The following is a 19604-nucleotide window of genomic DNA, read 5'->3' as shown; positions in this document are numbered from 1 at the left end:
CCAACTAAAACTTAAACTTTATTAAAATAAGAAGGCAATTTTGCTTCTAAATTAACTTCTTTGCCAAAAACTTTTTTAGACAATACTATATTACTAGCATGCAAAAACATATATTTACTATACGGCATTAATTTGTCATTGCCATATTTATTATCACCAAATATTGGACAACCTAGTAATTTAGCATGCAATCTTAATTGATGCATTCTACCCGTAATCGGAATAAATTCAACCAAAAACAAGTTATTGGTAAGTGATTTAAGTAATTTATAATAAGTAATGGCAAGTTTACCATTATTCGTTGAAATATCAGTAATTTTAGGTATACTCCCCTTACTTTTTTCTATGTTAGTTTTGACCTCTCCTTGATCTTTAATTGGTTTTCCATAGGTTACAGCGAGATAGGTCTTTTCAACCAATTTTTCTTTAAAAGCATCATGAAGTTTTACACTACTTACATAATTTTTAGCAATTAAAAGTAAACCGCTTGTTTCTTTATCGAGTCTATGTACTAACTTAAAATCAGCTCCTTGGCTGTTTAAATATTTTAATGCAGAATCGACCGATAAATTAATTTTACTACCGCCTTGCGTTGCAAGACCCGCAGGTTTATTAATCGCTATTATATTATCATCCTCATATATTAAATATTCAGTGGTAATTTTCTTTGCTAATGTAATTTCAGCATCAGTAAAAACTAGTTTAGTTGGTTGAGCTATAGGTAAATTAAACTTATCATGAATAAAAATTTCATCACCTTCCACCACTCTTAAACTTGCTTCTGCTTTTTTAGAATTAACGATTATTTGCTTTTGACGTAATGCTTTCTCTATCACTCCTTGGGTCAAAAGAGGATATAAACGCCTTAAATATTTATCTAACCTTGAGGCGATAGGGCTGTTTACAGTGATGATCATTAAGAATTTTTTATTAGAGAATAGCACCAAATTACTACAGATAAAAGCACTATAGCAAAAAATTGATGCATAGAAGCTGCTATTATAGGAACGTAATATAAAAGAGTAATTATGCCGGTGGATAATTGTATTAATAAAGCAATAGCCAAATAAAATGCTACTTTATTTAATTTTGGATTTTTAACTTTTAACAAAGAAATAATCAAAGCTATGATGATTATAGACAAACTATAAGCACCTAGACGGTGTATAAACTGGACAAAAACCGGATCAGACCAATTTTTGAAGCTAATGAAATTATCTTTTATTTCTATAGGAATAAAATTGCCACCCATCAATGGAAAGCTATTATATACTAGCCCTGCATCAAGCCCTGCCACTAAAGCACCTAAAAAAATCTGTACGTATATCATAGCAATAGCAGCAACAGAAAATATTAGCGGTAATTTTAAATTTATTTGTGATGGAATTAGTAAAATATCACAACAATTTTTGAATAGCTTGTAAAAAAGCAAATGATAAATAATTACGGCAATAATTAGATGAAAAGCTAGACGAAAATGGCTAACAGATGGGTGGTTAACTAAACCGCTTTTTACCATATACCACCCCATAAAGCCTTGCATGCAGAATAACAGCAAAACAATTATATAGGATAATATATCACGATTTTTTATGATCCCTTTAAAATAAAAATATATTAAAGGTAATACATATATCAAACCTGTAGCCCTACCAAGCAAGCGATGCACAAACTCTAATAAATAGATGAATTTAAACTCTGATAAAGTCATCCCGTAATTAACTGCATTATATTCCGGAAATGCTTTATATTTAGCGAATTCAGCTTGCCAAGTATCATAACTAAAAGGGGGCAAAATACCCGTTACCGGACGCCACTCAACTATCGACAAACCGGAATCCGTAAGCCTTGTTATCCCGCCTACAATAATCATCGCCACGACCATTATACAACAAGTAAATAGCCATTTTGTGACTCTTTCAGTGTCATTCCTGCGTAGGTGAGAGTCTAGAAACAAATTTGAGAACATAAAACAATAGAGATTTTTTTATAATTAATCGTCATAAGCTACACGATCAAAGATAGCGTTCGATGTTATCCCGTGGTGGCGTTGTTGCGTAGATCGGTTTTTCCGTCATTGCGAGAAAATTACGAAGTAATTGACGAAGCAATCCAGCTAAAAAATACTAATATTATTAGTATTTTTTATTATTTTTTCTGGATTGCCACGCTCATTTCATTCGCTCGCAATGACGATTTGGTATCCACGCAACAACGCCACCACGGGATGACACGCTACCTACTAATCCTTGCTATACAAATCCTTTCAGTAATTTCTTTTAATTTTTCTATTCGCTCAATAAGATAAAGCAGTTGTTCTTTCGTAATCTTATAATTTTTATCATATCTTGCATCAACATAAGCTTTTTTTAACAACTCGAAACATTCTTTTTGTTCAGGCGTTGCAATAGGAAAAACTTGCAATAACTCACTGCTATAATTTTCTGCCATACTACTTAGTTTTTCTAAATCATGTAACTTCGGCTTATAATTAGAAAAAACTAATAAAATAGCATTATAGAAACTTTCGGTAGCTTGATGAAGATAAAAAGCACTTATATTGAGATGGTTTCTCTCAATTGGGTATTTACAATCAATAAAAAAACCGCATCCTTTTTCAAACCAATAATCATAATCATCTTGAGCTATTTCTTTCATCTCGCTCCAAGGCAGCTCTTTAGCCTCACTTAAAACATACTCTCCACTATCATACAAAAGAATGCCTTCTTTTTTAAGATCGGTATAGAAATAACGTCCTTTTTCTAACTGTCTATTTATTTCTTCTATTGATTCAAGAATTATAGATATCCGTGAATCATACGGAATAATTTGTTTAGGGTTTATTACTCCTGTCTTTATTAATCTTTTATATATATTATCTTCTAAATTTAAAGTAGCATGACCTTTATACTTACCTTTTTTCAAAATAATCAAAATATCTGTATCGCTATGATAGCCGTTAGGTAGATCACGTACCCAATCACCTCTAGCAAAAGAGCCATATAAGATAATCATAGCAATTTTATCTTGAGCAAGTTCTAAAATTTGTTGCACTATAAAATTTAGCCTGCCCCTAATATGTAAAGAGCGTTCAGGTAGTTCGGTTTTCATTGAAATATTTATTTTCTATAGCCAAGGTGGTGTTACCTACTTCTTATGTCATTCCTACATAGGCACATGTGTGTCAATTTAAGGATCGGTGTCACCCCCCGTGGCGGCATTGTTGCGTGGATACCAAATCGTCATTGCGAGCGACTGTAAGGAGCGTGGCAATGACGGAAAAACTGATCCACGCAACAATACCCTACAGGCTTACTACCTTAGGATGATACACATCTCCTCGCAATGACCTATATTACCCCTCACCGCCCCCGCTATTTTCTGCAACAGAATTCTCTTTATTTTCTGAAGTACGTTTTTTATTCGATTTTTTATTACGATATCTGCGTTTTGTCTTTTTTGGTAGCGGTTTCTCTTCTACTACTACACCATCATCCGTAATCTCTACTTCTTCCTTTACAACACTTACTACCTGATCTTTTACCTCTTTTACTTCAGGCGTTTTTTTCTTTTCTTCACTAACAACATTGTTATTATTGCCTGTTTTCCATTTATGCTTATTCTTACGCAGCTGCTCTTTTTTAGGCTCTTCTTCGGTATAATCAGCACTATGATTTTGAATCACCGGCTTACCAGTATTGAGATTATTATTATTTTTCTTTAATAATTTTACTTTCTCGATTGAATAGCTATCAGATGTAGCGTTAGGATCAGAATAAAAATTAAGCCTTATATTATATTTTTCTTCAATAAATTTTATCTCATTACGTTTATTGTTAAGTAGATAAATAACCGAAGAAACATTAGCAAAAACATTTATTATATCAATTCTATCTTCGAAAATTTCATTTTCAATAGTACGCAAGATTAGCATAGCATTCGACTCATCTGCTCTAACAACGCCTTTGCCATTACAATGAGAACAAATTGAGGAGTTAGTTTCTAGGAAAGAAGAACGTAACCTCTGCCTTGAAAATTCAAGCAATCCAAACTGGCTAATATTACCGGTTTGTATACGTGCCCGATCACGACTTAAGAATTCTTTAAAAGATCTCTCGATAATTTTACGATTTTTTGTCTCATCCATATCAATGAAATCAACGACTATTAAACCTGATAAATCTCTAAGCTTAACTTGTCTTGCTATTTCTTTTGCTGCTTCTAAATTAGTTTTTAAGGCTGTTTCTTCAATATTTTTTTCTGAAGTTGATCTACCGGAATTCACATCTATAGAAATAAGAGCTTCAGTTGGATTAATAACAATATATCCTCCTGAAGGTAAAGTTACCACAGGCTGGTATAGTTTAATTAACTGTTCCTCTACTTGAAACTTAGTAAATATAGGCGTTTTACTTTTATGCTCTTTAAGTTTTGTCATCTCTGAAGGTAACAAATCTTGCATAAATTTTGCCGCATCTTCATATGCTTCTTGCCCATGAATTATGACCTCTTTAACATTATGGTCACACATATCACGTATAGTTTTACGTATTATGCTATCTTCTTCATGAATAAAACAAGGAGCTGAAAATTTAATAGTACTTTTACGGATTTTATTCCATAACCTTGATAAATAGCTATAATCTTTTTTCAGGTCCAAAGTACTGCAACCTCTACCTGCTGTCCTGATAATTACGCTATAAGGGCTTTTATCGCCGTTTACTACCTTATTTAAAATATTCTTAAGCCTTTTTCTTTCATCACCATTTGATATTTTTCGAGATATACCGTTTTGTGCTGCTTTATTAGGCATTAAGACACAATATTTACCCGCTAAAGATACATAAGTAGTGAAAGCTGCACATTTATTTCCTCTTTCTTCCTTAGTAACCTGAACTAATAATATTTGGTTTTTTCTTATTACGTCTTGTACTTTATATTGCTTATATTGAGGAATATTTTCTTCCTTATCGCTTTGGATAATTTCAATATCATCTGCTGCTTCTAAATTAAGCTCTGACTGAAATTTACTCTCTACTAAATCCTCTATAGCCTTTAGATCAATTTCTTCACCATCGATTAAGGGGTCATATGAAGTAGCTGCCCGCACCTCATCCTCATCATCAAGAATGATATTAGGCGGTACTATCTCAGGAAATGCATTAATTGGAAAATTTTTCTCTGACGCAGGTAAATTATAATAATTGGGATGTATTTCGCTAAAAGGCAAAAAGCCGCTTTTATCCATACCATATTCTATGAACACAGCTTGTAAAGATGGCTCTATTCTTGTTACTTTTGCTAAATAAATATTACCTTTATTTTGTTGTTTTCTTGTTGTTTGGAATTCAATATCTTCTATATTATTGCTTTGTCCCAATAAAACCACTCTTGTTTCATTTGAGAAATTAGCATCAATTATTATCTTTTTATTCATTAATCTCGCTCACTAACTCGAAGAATAAATAATTAATATAACACCTTAAGCATATCTTGTATTAATCTATTTAAATAAATACCTATCTTTCTTTGGATTCTGTGCATAACCATAGGTAAATTAAGTAGCGAATTATATTATTATTTTTCTTACATTAAATTATTTATCATATATAAAAACTACATTAGATATTTATTTTATATATCTAATGCTATATAAGCTCATCATACTAAAATATTAACTATAAATATCTTAATGAAATTACAAATCTCTTTAATTATTTAGAATAACTATTTATACTAAACTCTGTATATCTAAAATAGTTTTAACCTTTGTATCGTATCTTGATACAGTAAACTTATTAACTATGAGTTATATACCATGTATGTATGTTTAGCAAACACTTAATTTATGACTTTAAAAAACGATTATAAGACAATTTTATTTTCACTTTTGGGAATATTTATTTTTTCTTGTATTAATGCTACAAATTTTTATACTTCTAAAATTTTCTTACTTATAAATAAAGGTTTAGGTGGAGAAGAGATAAATAATATCAATCAAACTAAATTCCTAGGCTCAATAATTGCTGCTTTCGCTTTAACCCAGCTAATCAATAAATTAAGTAATAAAGTAATTATTATTACTAGTTTAATATTACTTATTCTTTGTACTATTAACTTAGTTTTGCTAGATGATTTTACTTTCATTAAAATTAATTTTATTATAATCAACGCAGGAATATTTGCATATTTCACCTCAACAGTACTAGAAATTATTGAAACTTCCGGCGAGAAAAAATATTTTTTCTTAGCTTGTATAATATTATTGTGGGCATGCGGCAATTTAATAATAAACTTAACAAGTCAATTCATTAACCCAACAAATAATACCATAATAATTTGTGCTTTATTATACTGTATTAATATTTTAACTAAGTTTCTACATTCTAACCCTACTATTCACACTTTGAAATTAGATTCAAAGTTTTCATCTTTGATAAAAAATGTAGAGTTACAGATATTAACGGGATTTGTAGTATCTTATGTTACCTTAGATATATTTTGGTATTATGAAGCATTTGCGTTAAAAAAAGAATTAGCATTAATTAATCTATCACTAATATTAAAATATATTTTTACAGGAATATTTTTTTCCATAATACCTATTTGTTATTTAATAAATAAAGCAAATAAATATTTAGCTAATTTTATATTAACTTTAATCCTACTAATATGCTTTATCTTATTATCGCTACATGGTGGTAATAAAAACTTAAATATATTATATGTTATATTGATCGGAAGTTGCTTAGGATCGATTTTTATCTGCAATATTTTAATACTGATTGATAAATTTAAAGGGTATGAATTTAGAACGGCATTATTTTCATACTTTTCTATGTGCAGTGTAGGTATTTATGCTGGTGCTTTATCTTCTAGCGTTCCGTATGGCACAGTTAATGGCAGTGATTTCCTATTTTCTATTTCTGCTGTAGTTGGTAGCTTCGTCGTTTATCATCTATGGTATCTTATTAGCTATAGATTATATAATATGCCTACAAAATGAAAAACTCCTTAAATAAAATAGACATCTCAATATTAATCGGTAATGCGTTAGACCATTTTGATACTGCACTTTATGGGTTTCTTGCTCCGCTGCTTGCTGGCATTTTTTTCCCGAATCACGATAAAATAGTAGCGTTAATTTTAACTTATAGCGTTCTTGCTACTTCCCTATTTACTCGTCCTATAGGCTCTTACTTTTTTGGAGTAATTGCTAAAAAATACGGAGGGGTTTTTGCATTATCTCACTCTTTAATTGGCGTTGCTTTAACCACTGCTTTGATAGGCTTAATACCCTCGCATGCCCAAATAGGATGGCTTGCACCGCTATTATTAGTCGTAATTAGGACTATGCAGGGTATATATTCTGAAGGAGAATGTGCTATTGCTAAGTTATTTATTTTAGAGAATAAAGAAGAAAAAAAAGCCTTTAAAGCTTCTTATCTTTATAATACCTCTACCATGTTTGGGATTATTTTTGCATCCTTTATCAGTACTATAGTTTTAAATACTGATTATAATGATTACTGGCGGATATGCTTTATATTTGGCGGGCTTATTGCACTTGTCGGTTATTTTTTAAGGAAGAGTTCCTCACCTTTGTCATCCCGTGGCTTGTCCACGGGATCCAGAAAACCAGCTACCGCATTACCATATGCTAATTTACTGGATCCCGTGGACAAGCCACGGGATGACACTAGGGTAACGCCTATTTTTCATCGCAATGACATAATAAATGACCTACTCACAATATGGAATAATAAACTAAATATCATACGAATCAGCTTTGCCATAGGCTTTTCATATATGACTTACATAGTGCCGTTCGTCTTTATGAATAGCTTTATTCCTCTAATTACTGGTATTTCTTTAGAAACAATGATGAAGTTTAATACGGAATTTCTGATTTTTGACATGATTATGATTCCGGTAATCGGGAATCTAACCAAAAAATTTCATTATCTTAAAATATTAAGAGGCACTCTTATATTAATGATTTTAAGCTTAATTCCTCTATGGTGGTTTTTAAACAACTCATCAATATGGTATGTTAATTTTGTTCGTATATTTATTATATTAGCTGGAGTTAGCTTTCTTGCCCCATTAAATTGCTGGCTAAATGATCTGTTTAAAACTGCCGATAAATATATGCTAGTTGGTATCGGCAGCAGCATCGGCTCTTCACTAATCGGACGGCTTACCCCGTCTACCTCCTTAATGCTTTGGCATATCACAAATAGCAGTATATCGATTGCCATTTATATAACCATGATATCACTAGTAGCTTTATGGTGTGTTAAGCCTAAAGTGAATTGAGATACTCCTCAGGTGTCATACCTATAATTTTCGTTAGTTCCTGATAACAATCATCATGGACAAGATTGCTGAATTTAGTTTTGTCATGATCGATTAACGGAGCATATAAACGCCAGTTTAGGATAAGAGTGTAAGGAATAAAGATAATAAAGCAGGGTATTTACAAGAGAGGAGTGTTGAGTTACATAGATTTTGAATCAAAAAAATATGCACTCAACAATGAAAAGATGTATCATAACTCTATTTTGTATAATAGATAATTATTGTAAAGTTTACGAAGAATGGGAAGAAAGCAAATTAATACCCAGCGTTAGGAAGCGTAGGAGATCAGGGAGTTTAAGGCTTTCAGAACTATATAACTATAGTATTATATTTTTATATATCTCCATGCAAAGATTTTAAGAATTATTATTTATATCATCTATCATGTAAATATAGAGGATATTTTAGTCTTCCTAGTTACAGTCGGATAATCCAGTTGTGGCCAAGATTAGTATTACCTTTAACTATAATGTTACAATTATTTACAGGAGATGAGACTGGTATATATTTTGTTGATTCAACCAAATTATCGATATGTCATGCAAAACGTACAAATAATAATAAAGTGTTTAGTGGCATTGCTAAAATAGGTATGAGTAGTTACGGATGGTTTATGGGATTTAAATTACATATTGTAATTAATAATAAAGGTCAGATTATGGCAATTAAAATAACAAAGGGTAATGCTAGTGATTTATCTGCTGTAGACTCAATTACCAAAGGATTATGGGGTAAATTATTTGGAGACAAGGCTTATATTTCTAAGGAAATGTCCGCTAAATTATTTAGTCGTGGGCTACGGTTATTTACTGGGATTCGCAAGGATATGAAAAATCATTTATTAGATATAGAAGATAAAATACTCTTAAAAAGCAGATCAATAATTGAATCAGTATTTAATGTACTAAAAAACAGCATGAACCTTGAACATTCAAGACATCGCTCCCCTATTAATTTCTTAGTTCATATACTTTCTTGCGTAAATGCTTTTAATTTCAATAAATCTAAAAAATTTCTAACACTACTTGCTTATCCTCAGACCTCCTTATCCTAAACTGGCGTTATAATAATATAAAGTATAATTGTTACGTTCTTGGTGACGTGGAACTTGAATATTTTCAACAGCTTTTACTATATCGACACCATTTATTACTTCTGTTCTAATATCTTCTTTCAAATTTTTTAGTAATACTTCTTTTTCTTTTTCACGAAGTTGATCAAGTGTTAAGTCCTTATCTCTAAATGCTCTAATCCCCTGTAGTTCAAAAGTTCTTCCTGCTTCAATAAGTTTATCAGTAACATCTATTTCTTTAATTATATTATCTCTTACATGAAAATATTTTATTTTATAATTATCACCTACAGTAAAGCTACTTTTATATCCAATTGTAGGATTAACATTAATTGGTTTTACTTGAACTGGTGGAAGAACTTTATTAGGGTTTACCGGGATATTGATTATATCATCTTTATTATAGTGCCAGTCATTTGCCTTTATTGTTTCAAGTATTTGTACTTTTCGAGCTAATGTTAATGGTGAATTATTTTCTTTTACTTTATTTAAGGTTCTTTCTATTTCTTTTCTTATATTTTCATTCGGAGCTTCTCTTAATATAGGTTTAAAGAAGCGAATACCATCAAAATTATCATTAGCTCCTGTAATTTCTGGGTTTATTGCTACATGCGGTACAAATCCTCCTATTTTAATAGTATTCATAATTATATTTCTTGCAGCTCTTTCTGCTTCTCTTTCAGCTGCAGACCTTAATACGTTCTGACCTTTTGCAGCTTCATTTCGAGCATTTAGCTTTGCCTCCACTACTTTTTCATCAATTATCTTTCCTTGTTCATCTCTTAAAATAGGTTTTAAATTTTTTCTTCCTTTTAATGCTGCATTAGTACCGACTGCTGCCATATTATTAAAAGCTTCAACGTCCATACCTTTTTTAATAACACGCTTACGAGCTTTTTTAATATCCGCCTCTGCTATAGCTTGAGCTTCTAGATTTATACCGGTTAATATAGTAGTTGCAGCACAAATTAAAATTAATTTAGAAAAGTTTTTTGATTTTGTATTAGACATAATATTCAGCACCCCTTGATAAATAATTATTAATTATAATTTAAAATATTAGTATTTTAGTTACTATTAATGGAAATTATACACGAAAAAAATATTATATCAAAAAATTTTTATTGAAATTATATAAGATAATATGTAGGGTATTTGTACCTTTAATATTTCAAGCTTTGGAAGTTGTAGTAAAATGATTTGAACGCATGTAGCAAATTATTCGTTGTCTCGTCTATTGTTATAGGTTCTATCCTCACGCCTGTCATAAAATTTAACTAAGTTTACTATACATTTCGGGATTCGCCTGTGTTCAACTATTCTTGTATACCTAGCTGGCATTGCCCACGTGGGGCTTTGTTGCATAGATCACTTCCCCCTGTCACCCCGTGGCTTGTCCACGGGGTCCAGAAAACAACTTTTAATACTAGTAATTTTAGTATTTTAAGCTGAATCCCGCTACAAGTGAGCTAGATGACACAAGGGAAAAATCGATCCACGCGGGCAATGTCTCCTCGTAATGACGAAAAAATCAAACTATGCAACAACTGCCTCTATAGAATATTAACTATCCTCGCAATGTGGTGTTTTACCAAGTTTGTCTACCTCATCTATTTTATTTTCTACTGATGATGTTATATATGAACTTATAGTTGAACAAATTAAATCCACTGGAGTATAATCATCATTATTTTTTATACATATTTTTATTCCTGGACATTTTAGCAATATCTTTATTATATCTAGGTTTCTTTTTTCATAAGCATAATGCAGTGCTGTTTTACCATAGATGTCTTGTTCGTTTACATCGCATTTTTTATGTAAATATATCCTTATATTTGAGACATTACCGTCCAAAACTGCTTTATGTAGTGGCGGTAATTGCTTAAATTTATCTATCTTAATTCTTGCTTTATTTTCAAAAAAGTCCCACATAATATGCTGCTATAGGTTGTATGTGCGTCTTATAGCATATTATGTTTAGTAAAGCAACTACTAATTGAATAAATTTTTAGTTATTTCATACCAACAGTTTTCGGGGATATTTGATTTGTTACTAAAACCACATATAATTAAATGATCTTTAGCCCTAGTCATTGCAACGTAGAGCAGCCTTATATATTCTTGTAGATCTTTTAGCTTTTCTGCATCTTTCATTTTTTGTAGAAATTCAGGAGTGTCAGCAGCATTAGCAGAAAAGAACATTCGACCACTTGTATAACTTGCTTCTAAAGGTAATTTATGCGTCAATCCGGTACTCGCATCCTCACGTACTAAAGTATATGCTGCGGTGCTGCGTTCCGTGTTTCCTATAAATTCCTCTTTATTAGCTGCGTTCTCCAAATGGTCTATTCCCCCATTATCATGCCAAATAAATTTACTACTGCTGATAGGTAGGGTGGTGGAGTCGCATAATATAACAATTGGTGCTTCCAAGCCTTTAGAACCGTGTACGGTCATCACTCTTATTTTATCGGAATGCTCCATATCACGCTTAATCCAAATATCGTTATTCTCAAACCAAGCTACAAAACCTTGCAGAGAATTATCCATATCATTTGCGTAATTACTGCTTAGTGTTAGCAGCTCATTTACCATATCATCGATATGTAAATTTAGAGTATTCGCGACTAAGATAAAGAAATTATCAAGAGTAGAATTTTGATAAAGTTCAATAAAAGAAGTAAGTTTATTATATATATCCGTATATGAGGACAGATTTTCCCACAAACTTTCATCATTTTTATTCATTAGAAGTTCGTATAATTGTTGCTCGCTAATACCGATAATCGGTGATTTAAGTAAGGCTGCAAGGTTTAAATCGTCGTAAGGTAAAAGTACGAATTTAGCTACCGAAATTAAATCCATCATCGATAAATGCTCTTTAAGGTTTACTTTATCGCTTGCCTCGACTTTAAGGTTAGCTTTGTTAAGCTCTTTTATAAGATTATTGCTAAATTCATCTCGCTTTCTTACCAAAATCATAAAATCTTTTTCGGATATAGGATTACCGGTTGCTGGTAGAATTTCTTTGCTGGCTATTTTTTCCTTTATGAAGCTAATAATTTTTTCTATAAGTAAATCAGCTGATGAAAGAGCATTGGCATAATCTTGTGGCAATGCCCAAAAAAGTTCCTCCTGCTTTTCGCTTGTTACCAAAGACCAAACTGTTACAGAACCGGTATGTGTACGAAATGCAGAAATTACCGGATTATCGGATAGGAAAAGAGTAGGGTAATGAGCTTTTATATATTTAAAAACCTGATGAGTAAATTGTAAAATTTCGCCGCATGATCTATAAGAATATTCAAGTGTAATTTTCTTAAATTTTTTATTTGCTTTAGCGAGATTCGTTTGTAATTTCTCATTCACTAAATTAAAATTCGCAAGATCAGCACCTTGAAAACTATAAATAGATTGCTTATCATCACCAACTATAAAGATGCTACTATCAGGTCTATTAAACTCGGTTATTAGAGTGGTGATTATGTTCCACTGATTACGGCTTGTATCTTGTGCCTCGTCGACAAGTATGTGATTAATCTCACTTTCAAGCTTATGCGATAACCACTCATGTATAGCTTTATTCTCAAATAATTTTTCGGTATAATAAATTAAATCATCATAATCAAGCAAGTTATTTTCTTCTTTAAATTTCTCATATTTCTCTAGCAAAATATAAGCAAGTTTACAAAGTAAATTAGTATGATATTCTAGCTCTTCTATGCGATATTCTTCATCTAATTTATAAATCTGAGATGTTAGCTTCTCTAACTCTAACAGTAATTTAGGATATTTTTGGGTTAGCTCTTTCGATAAAAGGCTTTTACGTTTTTTTCCGTCTTTGGTAAAAAATAACTCTTTCGGCTCTATTTCTAAATCATAATCTGCAAATAAATTTTTTACCTTATCATAGATATTATTTAGCTCGGATAGTGCTAATCTCTTATTGTGTATTTCTGCCGGAATAGTTTTATAAGTGAATAATTTTTTGAATTTAATTTTTTGGTCAATAATCTCGCTGAAAATATCCTGCAAAGTTATTTCATGAAAACGATTTAGTAAAGTTTTAATTAAATCATTATGTTCATCGCTTAAATAAATCTCATTTCGTATTTTTAGAAAGATATCTTGTAATTGAGTCTCTTCAAGAATCTGAAACTCGGGTGTTATGCCGGCTTCTACGGGAAAAGTTTTAAGGATTTTTTGGCAAAAAGCATGGATCGTATAAATGTTTAAAGGTTCATTATTATCAAGCAATTTACTATATAGATTTTTTGCATTTTCAAGCTCTAAAGCAAGCGGCTTTTGACCACTCATTAAGAAAAGCTCTTGTTCTAGTTGTTTGGGATCACAAAGAGAGAAAGTTTTGAGTTTGTTACTAATTCTTAGCTGCATTTCTACGCTAGCTGCGTTAGTAAAAGTAAGGCATAATATATTTTGAAAATTTACTCCTTTGATTAATAGGCGTAAAAACCGATCAGTTAGAATTTTGGTTTTACCAGTACCAGCAGACGCCGACACCCAAACGGAATAATCAGGATCAGAAGCTTGTTGTTGTAAATTGTTCATTAGTTATAATTTTAAATATATGTAAAAAATAATATTAAAATTATAACGCTAACTAAAGATTATACAATATCTTCATCTGAATTATATTCTACTCCCATAAGAGCTAAATCATTTTCTGCGTATGGTTCTAGAGCTTTCATTTGTTTTTTTTAAGGTTTAGTATGTAATTTATTATGTGATGTTTTTTTGTGAGTGCTGTAGCATGCTTATCTATAATTATCTTTAAAGTAGCATCAATTGTTTGAGGATAATTATTAGTACTTGAGTATTTAGATTTAGCGTAATTATAGTATGATAGAGCTTTTTCGTACTCTCCTAATTCCATATAATCATCAGCAATGTTTAAGTAATTTTGATATGTTTTTTCTTGTAATAAAAGCTTTCTATGTGTCATTGCTAAAGTAAAGGGGACCACTAAATTGCACGAAAAAGGGACCAGAGAATTTGGTGTAACCTAATAAGGTTATAATGTGCAATATTCACTAGATAATTAATTAAAATAAATATCTAGTGATACAATGATAAGAATAAATATGTACACAACAATTATCACCCTTTATAAGCAAGGCAACAGTCAAAGAAATATTGCCAAACTAACAAGGATAGACCGTAAAACAGTAAGAAAAATAATAAATCGTTACGTAGAGTCTGGTACAGAATATCCTGCACCCTATGAACGATCTTCAGCACTGGATTCTTGGCACGAACAAATAATTGAGTTATTAGAAAAGAATCTAAGTTACATAAGAATTTTTGAAGAGTTAAAAATTCAAGGTTATACAAAAAGTTATGGTTCGCTAACCCGTTATATCAAAAAATATAAGATTCAGAATAACAGTTGCATTCGTTTTCATACTTTAGCAGGAGAGGAAGCACAAGTAGATTTTGGTGACATAGGCTTACAGTATAATGCCCAAGGGCGTAGAGTTAAAGCATATGTGTTTAATATGCGTTTAAGCTATAGTCGCCTTGATTATTATGAAGTAGTGTTTGATCAAAGTTGTAAAACATGGATACAATGTCATATCAATGCATTTAATTATTTTGCTGGTAGTCCAAAAGTAATAAAACTTGATAATCTTAAAGCTGGGGTGGTAGATAGCAATTTCTATGAGCCTGTATATCAGAAGGAATACAAACGTTTAGCTGATCATTATGGGATTTTACTTTCTCCTTGTCGTATATATCAACCTCAAGAAAAAGGCAAAGTAGAATCAGGCATAAAGTATGTCAAAAATAATTTTTTTGCTGGACGTAAATTTCATAGATATGAAGAATTAATACACGATCTTGCAAACTGGTTAAATAAAGCAAATAACCGAATACATGGTACTACTAAAAAAATTCCTCAGGAACTATTTGAGCAAGAAGAAAGTAATAATTTAATGCCCTTACCATTAGAAACGTTTGATTTATCATCGTGGCATAATCGAAAAGTAGCAAAAGATTGTCATATCACCATAGATAATAATTATTATTCCGTACCAGCAAAATATATATACAGTGAAGTATTGGTACAATTATCACCAAACCTTGTTCAAATATTTTCTATACAAAATGATTTAATAGCAAGGCACGTTAGAGTAGATGGCAAAGGAATATTTACCACTAATCCGTCTCATTATGCCAAATATAAACGTCTATGCCCAGGTTTTATAGAATATAGCGAACATTATCAACAACAAATGCAGCAGATAGGCAATAATTGCAGTTTATTATTAGAGTTATTACAACAAACACGAGTAAATGATTGGCAACGTTGTGCCAGAGGTATTATTTCTTTACGTAAGGTTTACAATGATGAGTTAATAGATAAAGCCTGTCATAGAGCATTACATTACGGTATAAGTTCTTACTCTAAAATTAAGAATATCTTAAATAGTAATGCAGTAAACTTACCATTGCCAGAGTTTGGAGGTCAGAATGCAGAACTTGCTTAATGACCTACGTAGTTTTAGATTATCAGGTATAGTCAATAGCTTAAATGAAAGGATTATTTATGCTCAAAATAATAAACTAGGATTTAAAGAATTTCTCTCACTATTATGTGAAGATGAAAAATCTCACCGTAAGGATAATAATTACCGTCGTCGTAAAAATGCTGCTAAATTACCGGTAACTAAAAATTTAGAAGACTTTGATTTTCAGTTCCAACCAAGTATTGATACCAAAGTAATAAGTGATTTATCTACTTGTGATTATATTAATACTAAGGGCAATGTCATATTCATAGGTAATTCTGGAACTGGCAAAACTCATCTTGCTATTGGATTAGCATTAAAAGCTTTAACACGAGAATACTCTGTATATTTTACTACGGTATCGGATATGCTTTATAATTTACATATTGCAAGAGCAGATAATAGCTATCACAAAAAAGTTAAATTACTCTTATCATTTGACTTATTAATTCTTGATGAGTTAGGTTTTAAGCAATTACCAAAACATTCAGTAGATGATTTTTTTAATATTATTGCTAAACGATATGAAAATAAATCTACCATTATCACCACAAACAAGGATTTTGAAAGATGGAATGAAATATTTGCTGATGAGTTATTAACTCATGCAATTATTGATCGAGTAGTACATCATGCACATATACTAAACATCACAGGTAAAAGTTATCGTATTAATAACTATAAATCTGGAGGTAATATGACATAAAAAATTTTAAATAAAGTGGTCCCTTTTTTACGTAATTTAGTGGTCCCTTTTTATTTGACAATGACACTTATTACAAGAGCAGATAATTTTGTAAATAATAATTTCTTCAAACTAGCAAGAATAGCGGATAGTCTAGAGGGGAGTAATTTTGAGTTATTAGGTAAAACTAATAACCCAATCGAAGATAGTAGTGTTAAAATAGCTGGTAGCAACATTGATCATCATTAAAATCTGACATATACCCTTAATACCAAAAATTATATTGAGTTCTACTAATAATTTTATATGTATAGAAATTGACTACATTATATATAATATGCTAGTATGTCAGAGACATTAAAATTTATTAGGTAATTTATGGCTTCATTTGATATATCAGATCTAGAATCAAGATTAAGAAAATTACAAGATAGAGATAATATTCCATCATTGGAAGAATTAGAAGCAAGACTTGCTAAGTTGCAAGATAAGCCTTACGTGCCATCCAAAAAGCCTAGCAGTGAAGCAGAGAAGTTAATAGAGCAAATAGAATCTGAAATTAAATTAGAGAAGAAAAGTAAAGAGCTTAATGATAGACCTAATCAAGAATTGGGTGATAGGCTGAAAAGATTAAAAGAAGACAGACCTAAGAAGCCTGTAATAAATAAACCAAAAAATTTAACTTTTCGTCAGACTAAATCAATTATTGCTGATAGTTTAGATACGCAAGCTAAAATGGCTAGTAAAGCAGTTAAACAAATAAATGAAAAGGAAGCAAAAATACCTTTAATGGATTTTACTACTAAACTATACGATATGAGAGATATAATAGCAAATACACCTGATATATCTAAAGAACAAGAACCAAAATTATTAGACATTATCGCTAATACTTTAAGTAAAATTTATGATGGAATAAAGAAAATAACAACACCCGCTATTAATACTCTTAAAAAGATAGGTAATATTTTTACCGATTCTATCAAATCGCTTTCTAAAAAATCCTCTGATAAGCAAATGGCAGAATCTAAAGCACAATTGAAAGAATTATATAAATCATATGTTGATTTAAAGGGTGTTGATGAAAAGGTAAAAAAAGAATTTCTTAAAAATCATTATAGTCAAATTGATCAGTTACAAACTCCACAACAAATCTTCTTAGAAACTGCTAAAGTTACTAGATCAATAGCAGCTGCCGGAGCAAAAAAAGTACAACAGCATAGCCAAGCTATCAATAGACTTGGCAATTTGCAACCGTCTAACACCCCTAATAATAGAACAAAAACATCAAAGAACAGACAAAGGTAATCAAGCAATTTTATTGCAAAATTCTTGATTAATAATTAGTACCGTACAATTTAAAAAAACACATCATGGGTTATGCGGTTGAAGAGAGCTTGGCAATCCAGAAAAAATAATAAAAAATGCTATATTTTATTCAGGGGTAGGTGACCTTATATGTCATTCTTAGCTAGAAGCGGGAATCCAGAAAAATAAACATAAAAGCAGCAAGTTTTTAAAATTAAAAGCTTAGGTATCTAGCTTTATGCTGGATTCTCGCTTCCGCGGGAAAGCATTGTTGCGTAGATCGAAAAACATGATCGGTGTCATCTAGTTGCTTGGGAACTAGATCCAGAAAATAATAAGAAATACTAATTTTATTAGTATTTTTAACTAGCTCTAGTTCATAAATCACGGGATTACAAGGGAAAATGATCCACGCGGGCAAAGCCTTCGCGGGAATGACCTCTAAGTCATCAATAAAGCCTCAGGCAGGAATGACTATTAAGATTAAACAGCCTCAGCTACTTTAGCTTTAGGCTTTTTAGCAATATGCATATGTCTTTCTTTGATTCTTGCCGATTTACCGCTTCTTTCTCTTAAATAGTAAAGTTTAGCACGACGAACTACACCATATTTTACTACATCAATAGCATGTACTACTGGTGAATAAGTCATGAAGCGTCTCTCAACACCTTCACCATGGCTAATTTTACGCACTAAAAACGAAGAGGTAATGCCACGATTTCTTTTAGCAATAACCACACCTTCATAAGCTTGGAATCTTTCAGTCAGCTTTTCTTTACCATCTTTCTCAACTGATCTATCAACTATTTTTACGGTAACTTTAACTGTATCACCAGCTTTAAAATCAGGAATTTTTTTATTTTCAATAAGCTTTGAAATGTTTTCCTGTTCAAAGCGATCAATAATATTCATTTGTTAACTCCTTTCCTTGTCTCTTAAATCTTTTAATAATTCCGGACGACGTAATTTTGTAATCATAAGCGACTGTTCTTTTTTCCATTCATTAATCAATTTATGATTACCGGATAATAAAACACTCGGTACTTTTCGGTTACGCCAAACTTCAGGTCTTGTATATAAGCCGCATTCAAGCCCTCCCTCAAATTCTCCATCTTTCTCAAAAGACTCAGAAGAAAGGGTATTCTGGTTCATTAAAACCCCAGGCAGTAGCCTAATTAAGCAATCAAGAATGGTGAGAGTGGGTATTTCCCCGCCGGATAAAATGTAGTCGCCTACACTAATTTCGGTTATATTATACTCTTCAATTACACGTTCGTCAATCCCTTCGTAACGTCCACACAAGAATATAATATTTGTATCCTGTAACATCTTTTTAGCAAAGCCTTGTGTAAAGACTTTACCGCGAGGTGAGGGGTAATAAATTTTAGCTCCTGGATTTAAAGATAAGGCATGATCTATGGCATCACCCAGCACATCAGGACGCATTATTAGCCCATCGCCGCCGCCATAAGCTTCATCATCAACATTTTTATGCTTGGTTAAACCGAAATCACGGATATTGATAACGTCATACGACCAAATATTTTTTTGCAGAGCTTGCCCAGCCAAAGAATGCCCTAAAGTACCAGGAAACATTTCAGGAAAAACAGTTAAGATAGTAGAGTGTAATATAGACATTGGTAAT

At 31.4% G+C, this 19604-nt stretch carries 17 protein-coding genes; 7 read left to right on the top strand and 10 right to left on the bottom strand.

Translation table 11 applies throughout. The annotated features are described in order from the left end of the window. Positions 1-11 precede the first annotated feature (11 nt). The 4 genes from AAGD54_RS00175 to AAGD54_RS00160 form a co-directional block, all read right to left on the bottom strand. Entirely contained in the window at positions 12-917 is a 906-nt protein-coding gene (locus tag AAGD54_RS00175; protein WP_341788808.1) for an RluA family pseudouridine synthase, read from the bottom strand. Further along, the gene (locus AAGD54_RS00170; protein ID WP_341794694.1) at positions 917-1969 is read right to left on the bottom strand and encodes a COX15/CtaA family protein; all 1053 of its coding nucleotides are present in this window, start codon (positions 1967-1969) and stop codon (positions 917-919) included. Before AAGD54_RS00170 ends, AAGD54_RS00175 begins: the two co-directional genes overlap by 1 nt. A gap of 266 nt (positions 1970-2235) precedes the next feature. Continuing rightward, positions 2236-3111: a HEPN domain-containing protein gene (locus tag AAGD54_RS00165; RefSeq protein WP_341788806.1), complete on the bottom strand. Its 876-nt coding sequence runs from the start codon at positions 3109-3111 to the stop codon at positions 2236-2238. A 244-nt stretch (positions 3112-3355) separates the two neighbouring features. Further along, positions 3356-5437 (bottom strand): Rne/Rng family ribonuclease, encoded by a 2082-nt coding sequence (locus tag AAGD54_RS00160; protein ID WP_341794693.1) that lies wholly within the window; start codon positions 5435-5437, stop codon positions 3356-3358. A gap of 411 nt (positions 5438-5848) precedes the next feature. On the opposite strand from AAGD54_RS00160, the gene AAGD54_RS00155 reads away from it, so the two are divergent. The 3 genes from AAGD54_RS00155 (at position 5849) to AAGD54_RS00145 (ending at position 9415) form a co-directional block, all read left to right on the top strand. Continuing rightward, the gene (locus AAGD54_RS00155) at positions 5849-7006 is read left to right on the top strand and encodes a hypothetical protein (RefSeq protein WP_341788804.1); all 1158 of its coding nucleotides are present in this window, start codon (positions 5849-5851) and stop codon (positions 7004-7006) included. Further along, positions 7003-8319, top strand: a complete 1317-nt coding sequence (locus AAGD54_RS00150) for an MFS transporter (protein WP_341794692.1) — start codon at positions 7003-7005, stop codon at positions 8317-8319. Before AAGD54_RS00155 ends, AAGD54_RS00150 begins: the two co-directional genes overlap by 4 nt. 355 nt (positions 8320-8674) lie before the next feature. Beyond that, positions 8675-9415 carry an IS982 family transposase gene (locus tag AAGD54_RS00145; protein ID WP_341795150.1) on the top strand — a complete coding sequence of 247 codons (741 nt, stop codon included), beginning with the start codon at positions 8675-8677 and terminating at the stop codon, positions 9413-9415. On the opposite strand, the gene AAGD54_RS00140 is transcribed toward AAGD54_RS00145, so the two are convergent. The 4 genes from AAGD54_RS00140 to AAGD54_RS00125 all read right to left on the bottom strand — a co-directional run bounded on the left by AAGD54_RS00140 (position 9407) and on the right by AAGD54_RS00125 (position 14420). After that, the gene (locus AAGD54_RS00140) at positions 9407-10444 is read right to left on the bottom strand and encodes a hypothetical protein (protein ID WP_341794691.1); all 1038 of its coding nucleotides are present in this window, start codon (positions 10442-10444) and stop codon (positions 9407-9409) included. The genes AAGD54_RS00145 and AAGD54_RS00140 overlap by 9 nt on opposite strands. A gap of 552 nt (positions 10445-10996) precedes the next feature. Continuing rightward, positions 10997-11368 carry an ankyrin repeat domain-containing protein gene (locus tag AAGD54_RS00135; RefSeq protein ID WP_341788885.1) on the bottom strand — a complete coding sequence of 124 codons (372 nt, stop codon included), beginning with the start codon at positions 11366-11368 and terminating at the stop codon, positions 10997-10999. A gap of 60 nt (positions 11369-11428) precedes the next feature. After that, positions 11429-14005, bottom strand: a complete 2577-nt coding sequence (locus AAGD54_RS00130; RefSeq protein ID WP_341788886.1) for a UvrD-helicase domain-containing protein — start codon at positions 14003-14005, stop codon at positions 11429-11431. 136 nt (positions 14006-14141) lie between these two features. Further along, positions 14142-14420 carry a hypothetical protein gene (locus AAGD54_RS00125; protein ID WP_341794690.1) on the bottom strand — a complete coding sequence of 93 codons (279 nt, stop codon included), beginning with the start codon at positions 14418-14420 and terminating at the stop codon, positions 14142-14144. Between the two features lie 118 nt (positions 14421-14538). Here AAGD54_RS00125 and istA point away from each other — a divergent pair, with 118 nt between their 5' ends. The 4 genes from istA (at position 14539) to AAGD54_RS00105 (ending at position 17959) form a co-directional block, all read left to right on the top strand. After that, positions 14539-15945, top strand: a complete 1407-nt coding sequence (istA, locus tag AAGD54_RS00120) for an IS21 family transposase (RefSeq protein WP_341794291.1) — start codon at positions 14539-14541, stop codon at positions 15943-15945. Further along, positions 15929-16672, top strand: a complete 744-nt coding sequence (gene istB / locus AAGD54_RS00115) for an IS21-like element helper ATPase IstB (protein WP_341794290.1) — start codon at positions 15929-15931, stop codon at positions 16670-16672. Before istA ends, istB begins: the two co-directional genes overlap by 17 nt. 60 nt (positions 16673-16732) lie before the next feature. Further along, complete coding sequence (locus AAGD54_RS00110; protein WP_341794689.1) at positions 16733-16900, top strand: hypothetical protein; 168 nt, start codon at positions 16733-16735, stop codon at positions 16898-16900. 129 nt (positions 16901-17029) lie between these two features. After that, positions 17030-17959, top strand: coding sequence for a hypothetical protein (locus tag AAGD54_RS00105; RefSeq protein WP_341788432.1), 930 nt, complete (start codon positions 17030-17032; stop codon positions 17957-17959). A 483-nt stretch (positions 17960-18442) separates the two neighbouring features. On the opposite strand, the gene rplS is transcribed toward AAGD54_RS00105, so the two are convergent. After that, positions 18443-18871: a 50S ribosomal protein L19 gene (gene rplS / locus AAGD54_RS00100; protein WP_011477875.1), complete on the bottom strand. Its 429-nt coding sequence runs from the start codon at positions 18869-18871 to the stop codon at positions 18443-18445. Positions 18872-18874: 3 nt separating this feature from the next. Then, complete coding sequence (gene trmD / locus AAGD54_RS00095; RefSeq protein ID WP_341788433.1) at positions 18875-19597, bottom strand: tRNA (guanosine(37)-N1)-methyltransferase TrmD; 723 nt, start codon at positions 19595-19597, stop codon at positions 18875-18877. Positions 19598-19604 lie beyond the last annotated feature (7 nt).

Origin of the sequence: Rickettsia endosymbiont of Rhinocyllus conicus, assembly GCF_964026465.1 — a bacterium.
Classification (GTDB): domain Bacteria; phylum Pseudomonadota; class Alphaproteobacteria; order Rickettsiales; family Rickettsiaceae; genus Rickettsia.
The sequence above is the reverse complement of the archived record's forward strand: the minus strand, read 5'-3'. Positions and strand labels throughout refer to the sequence as shown.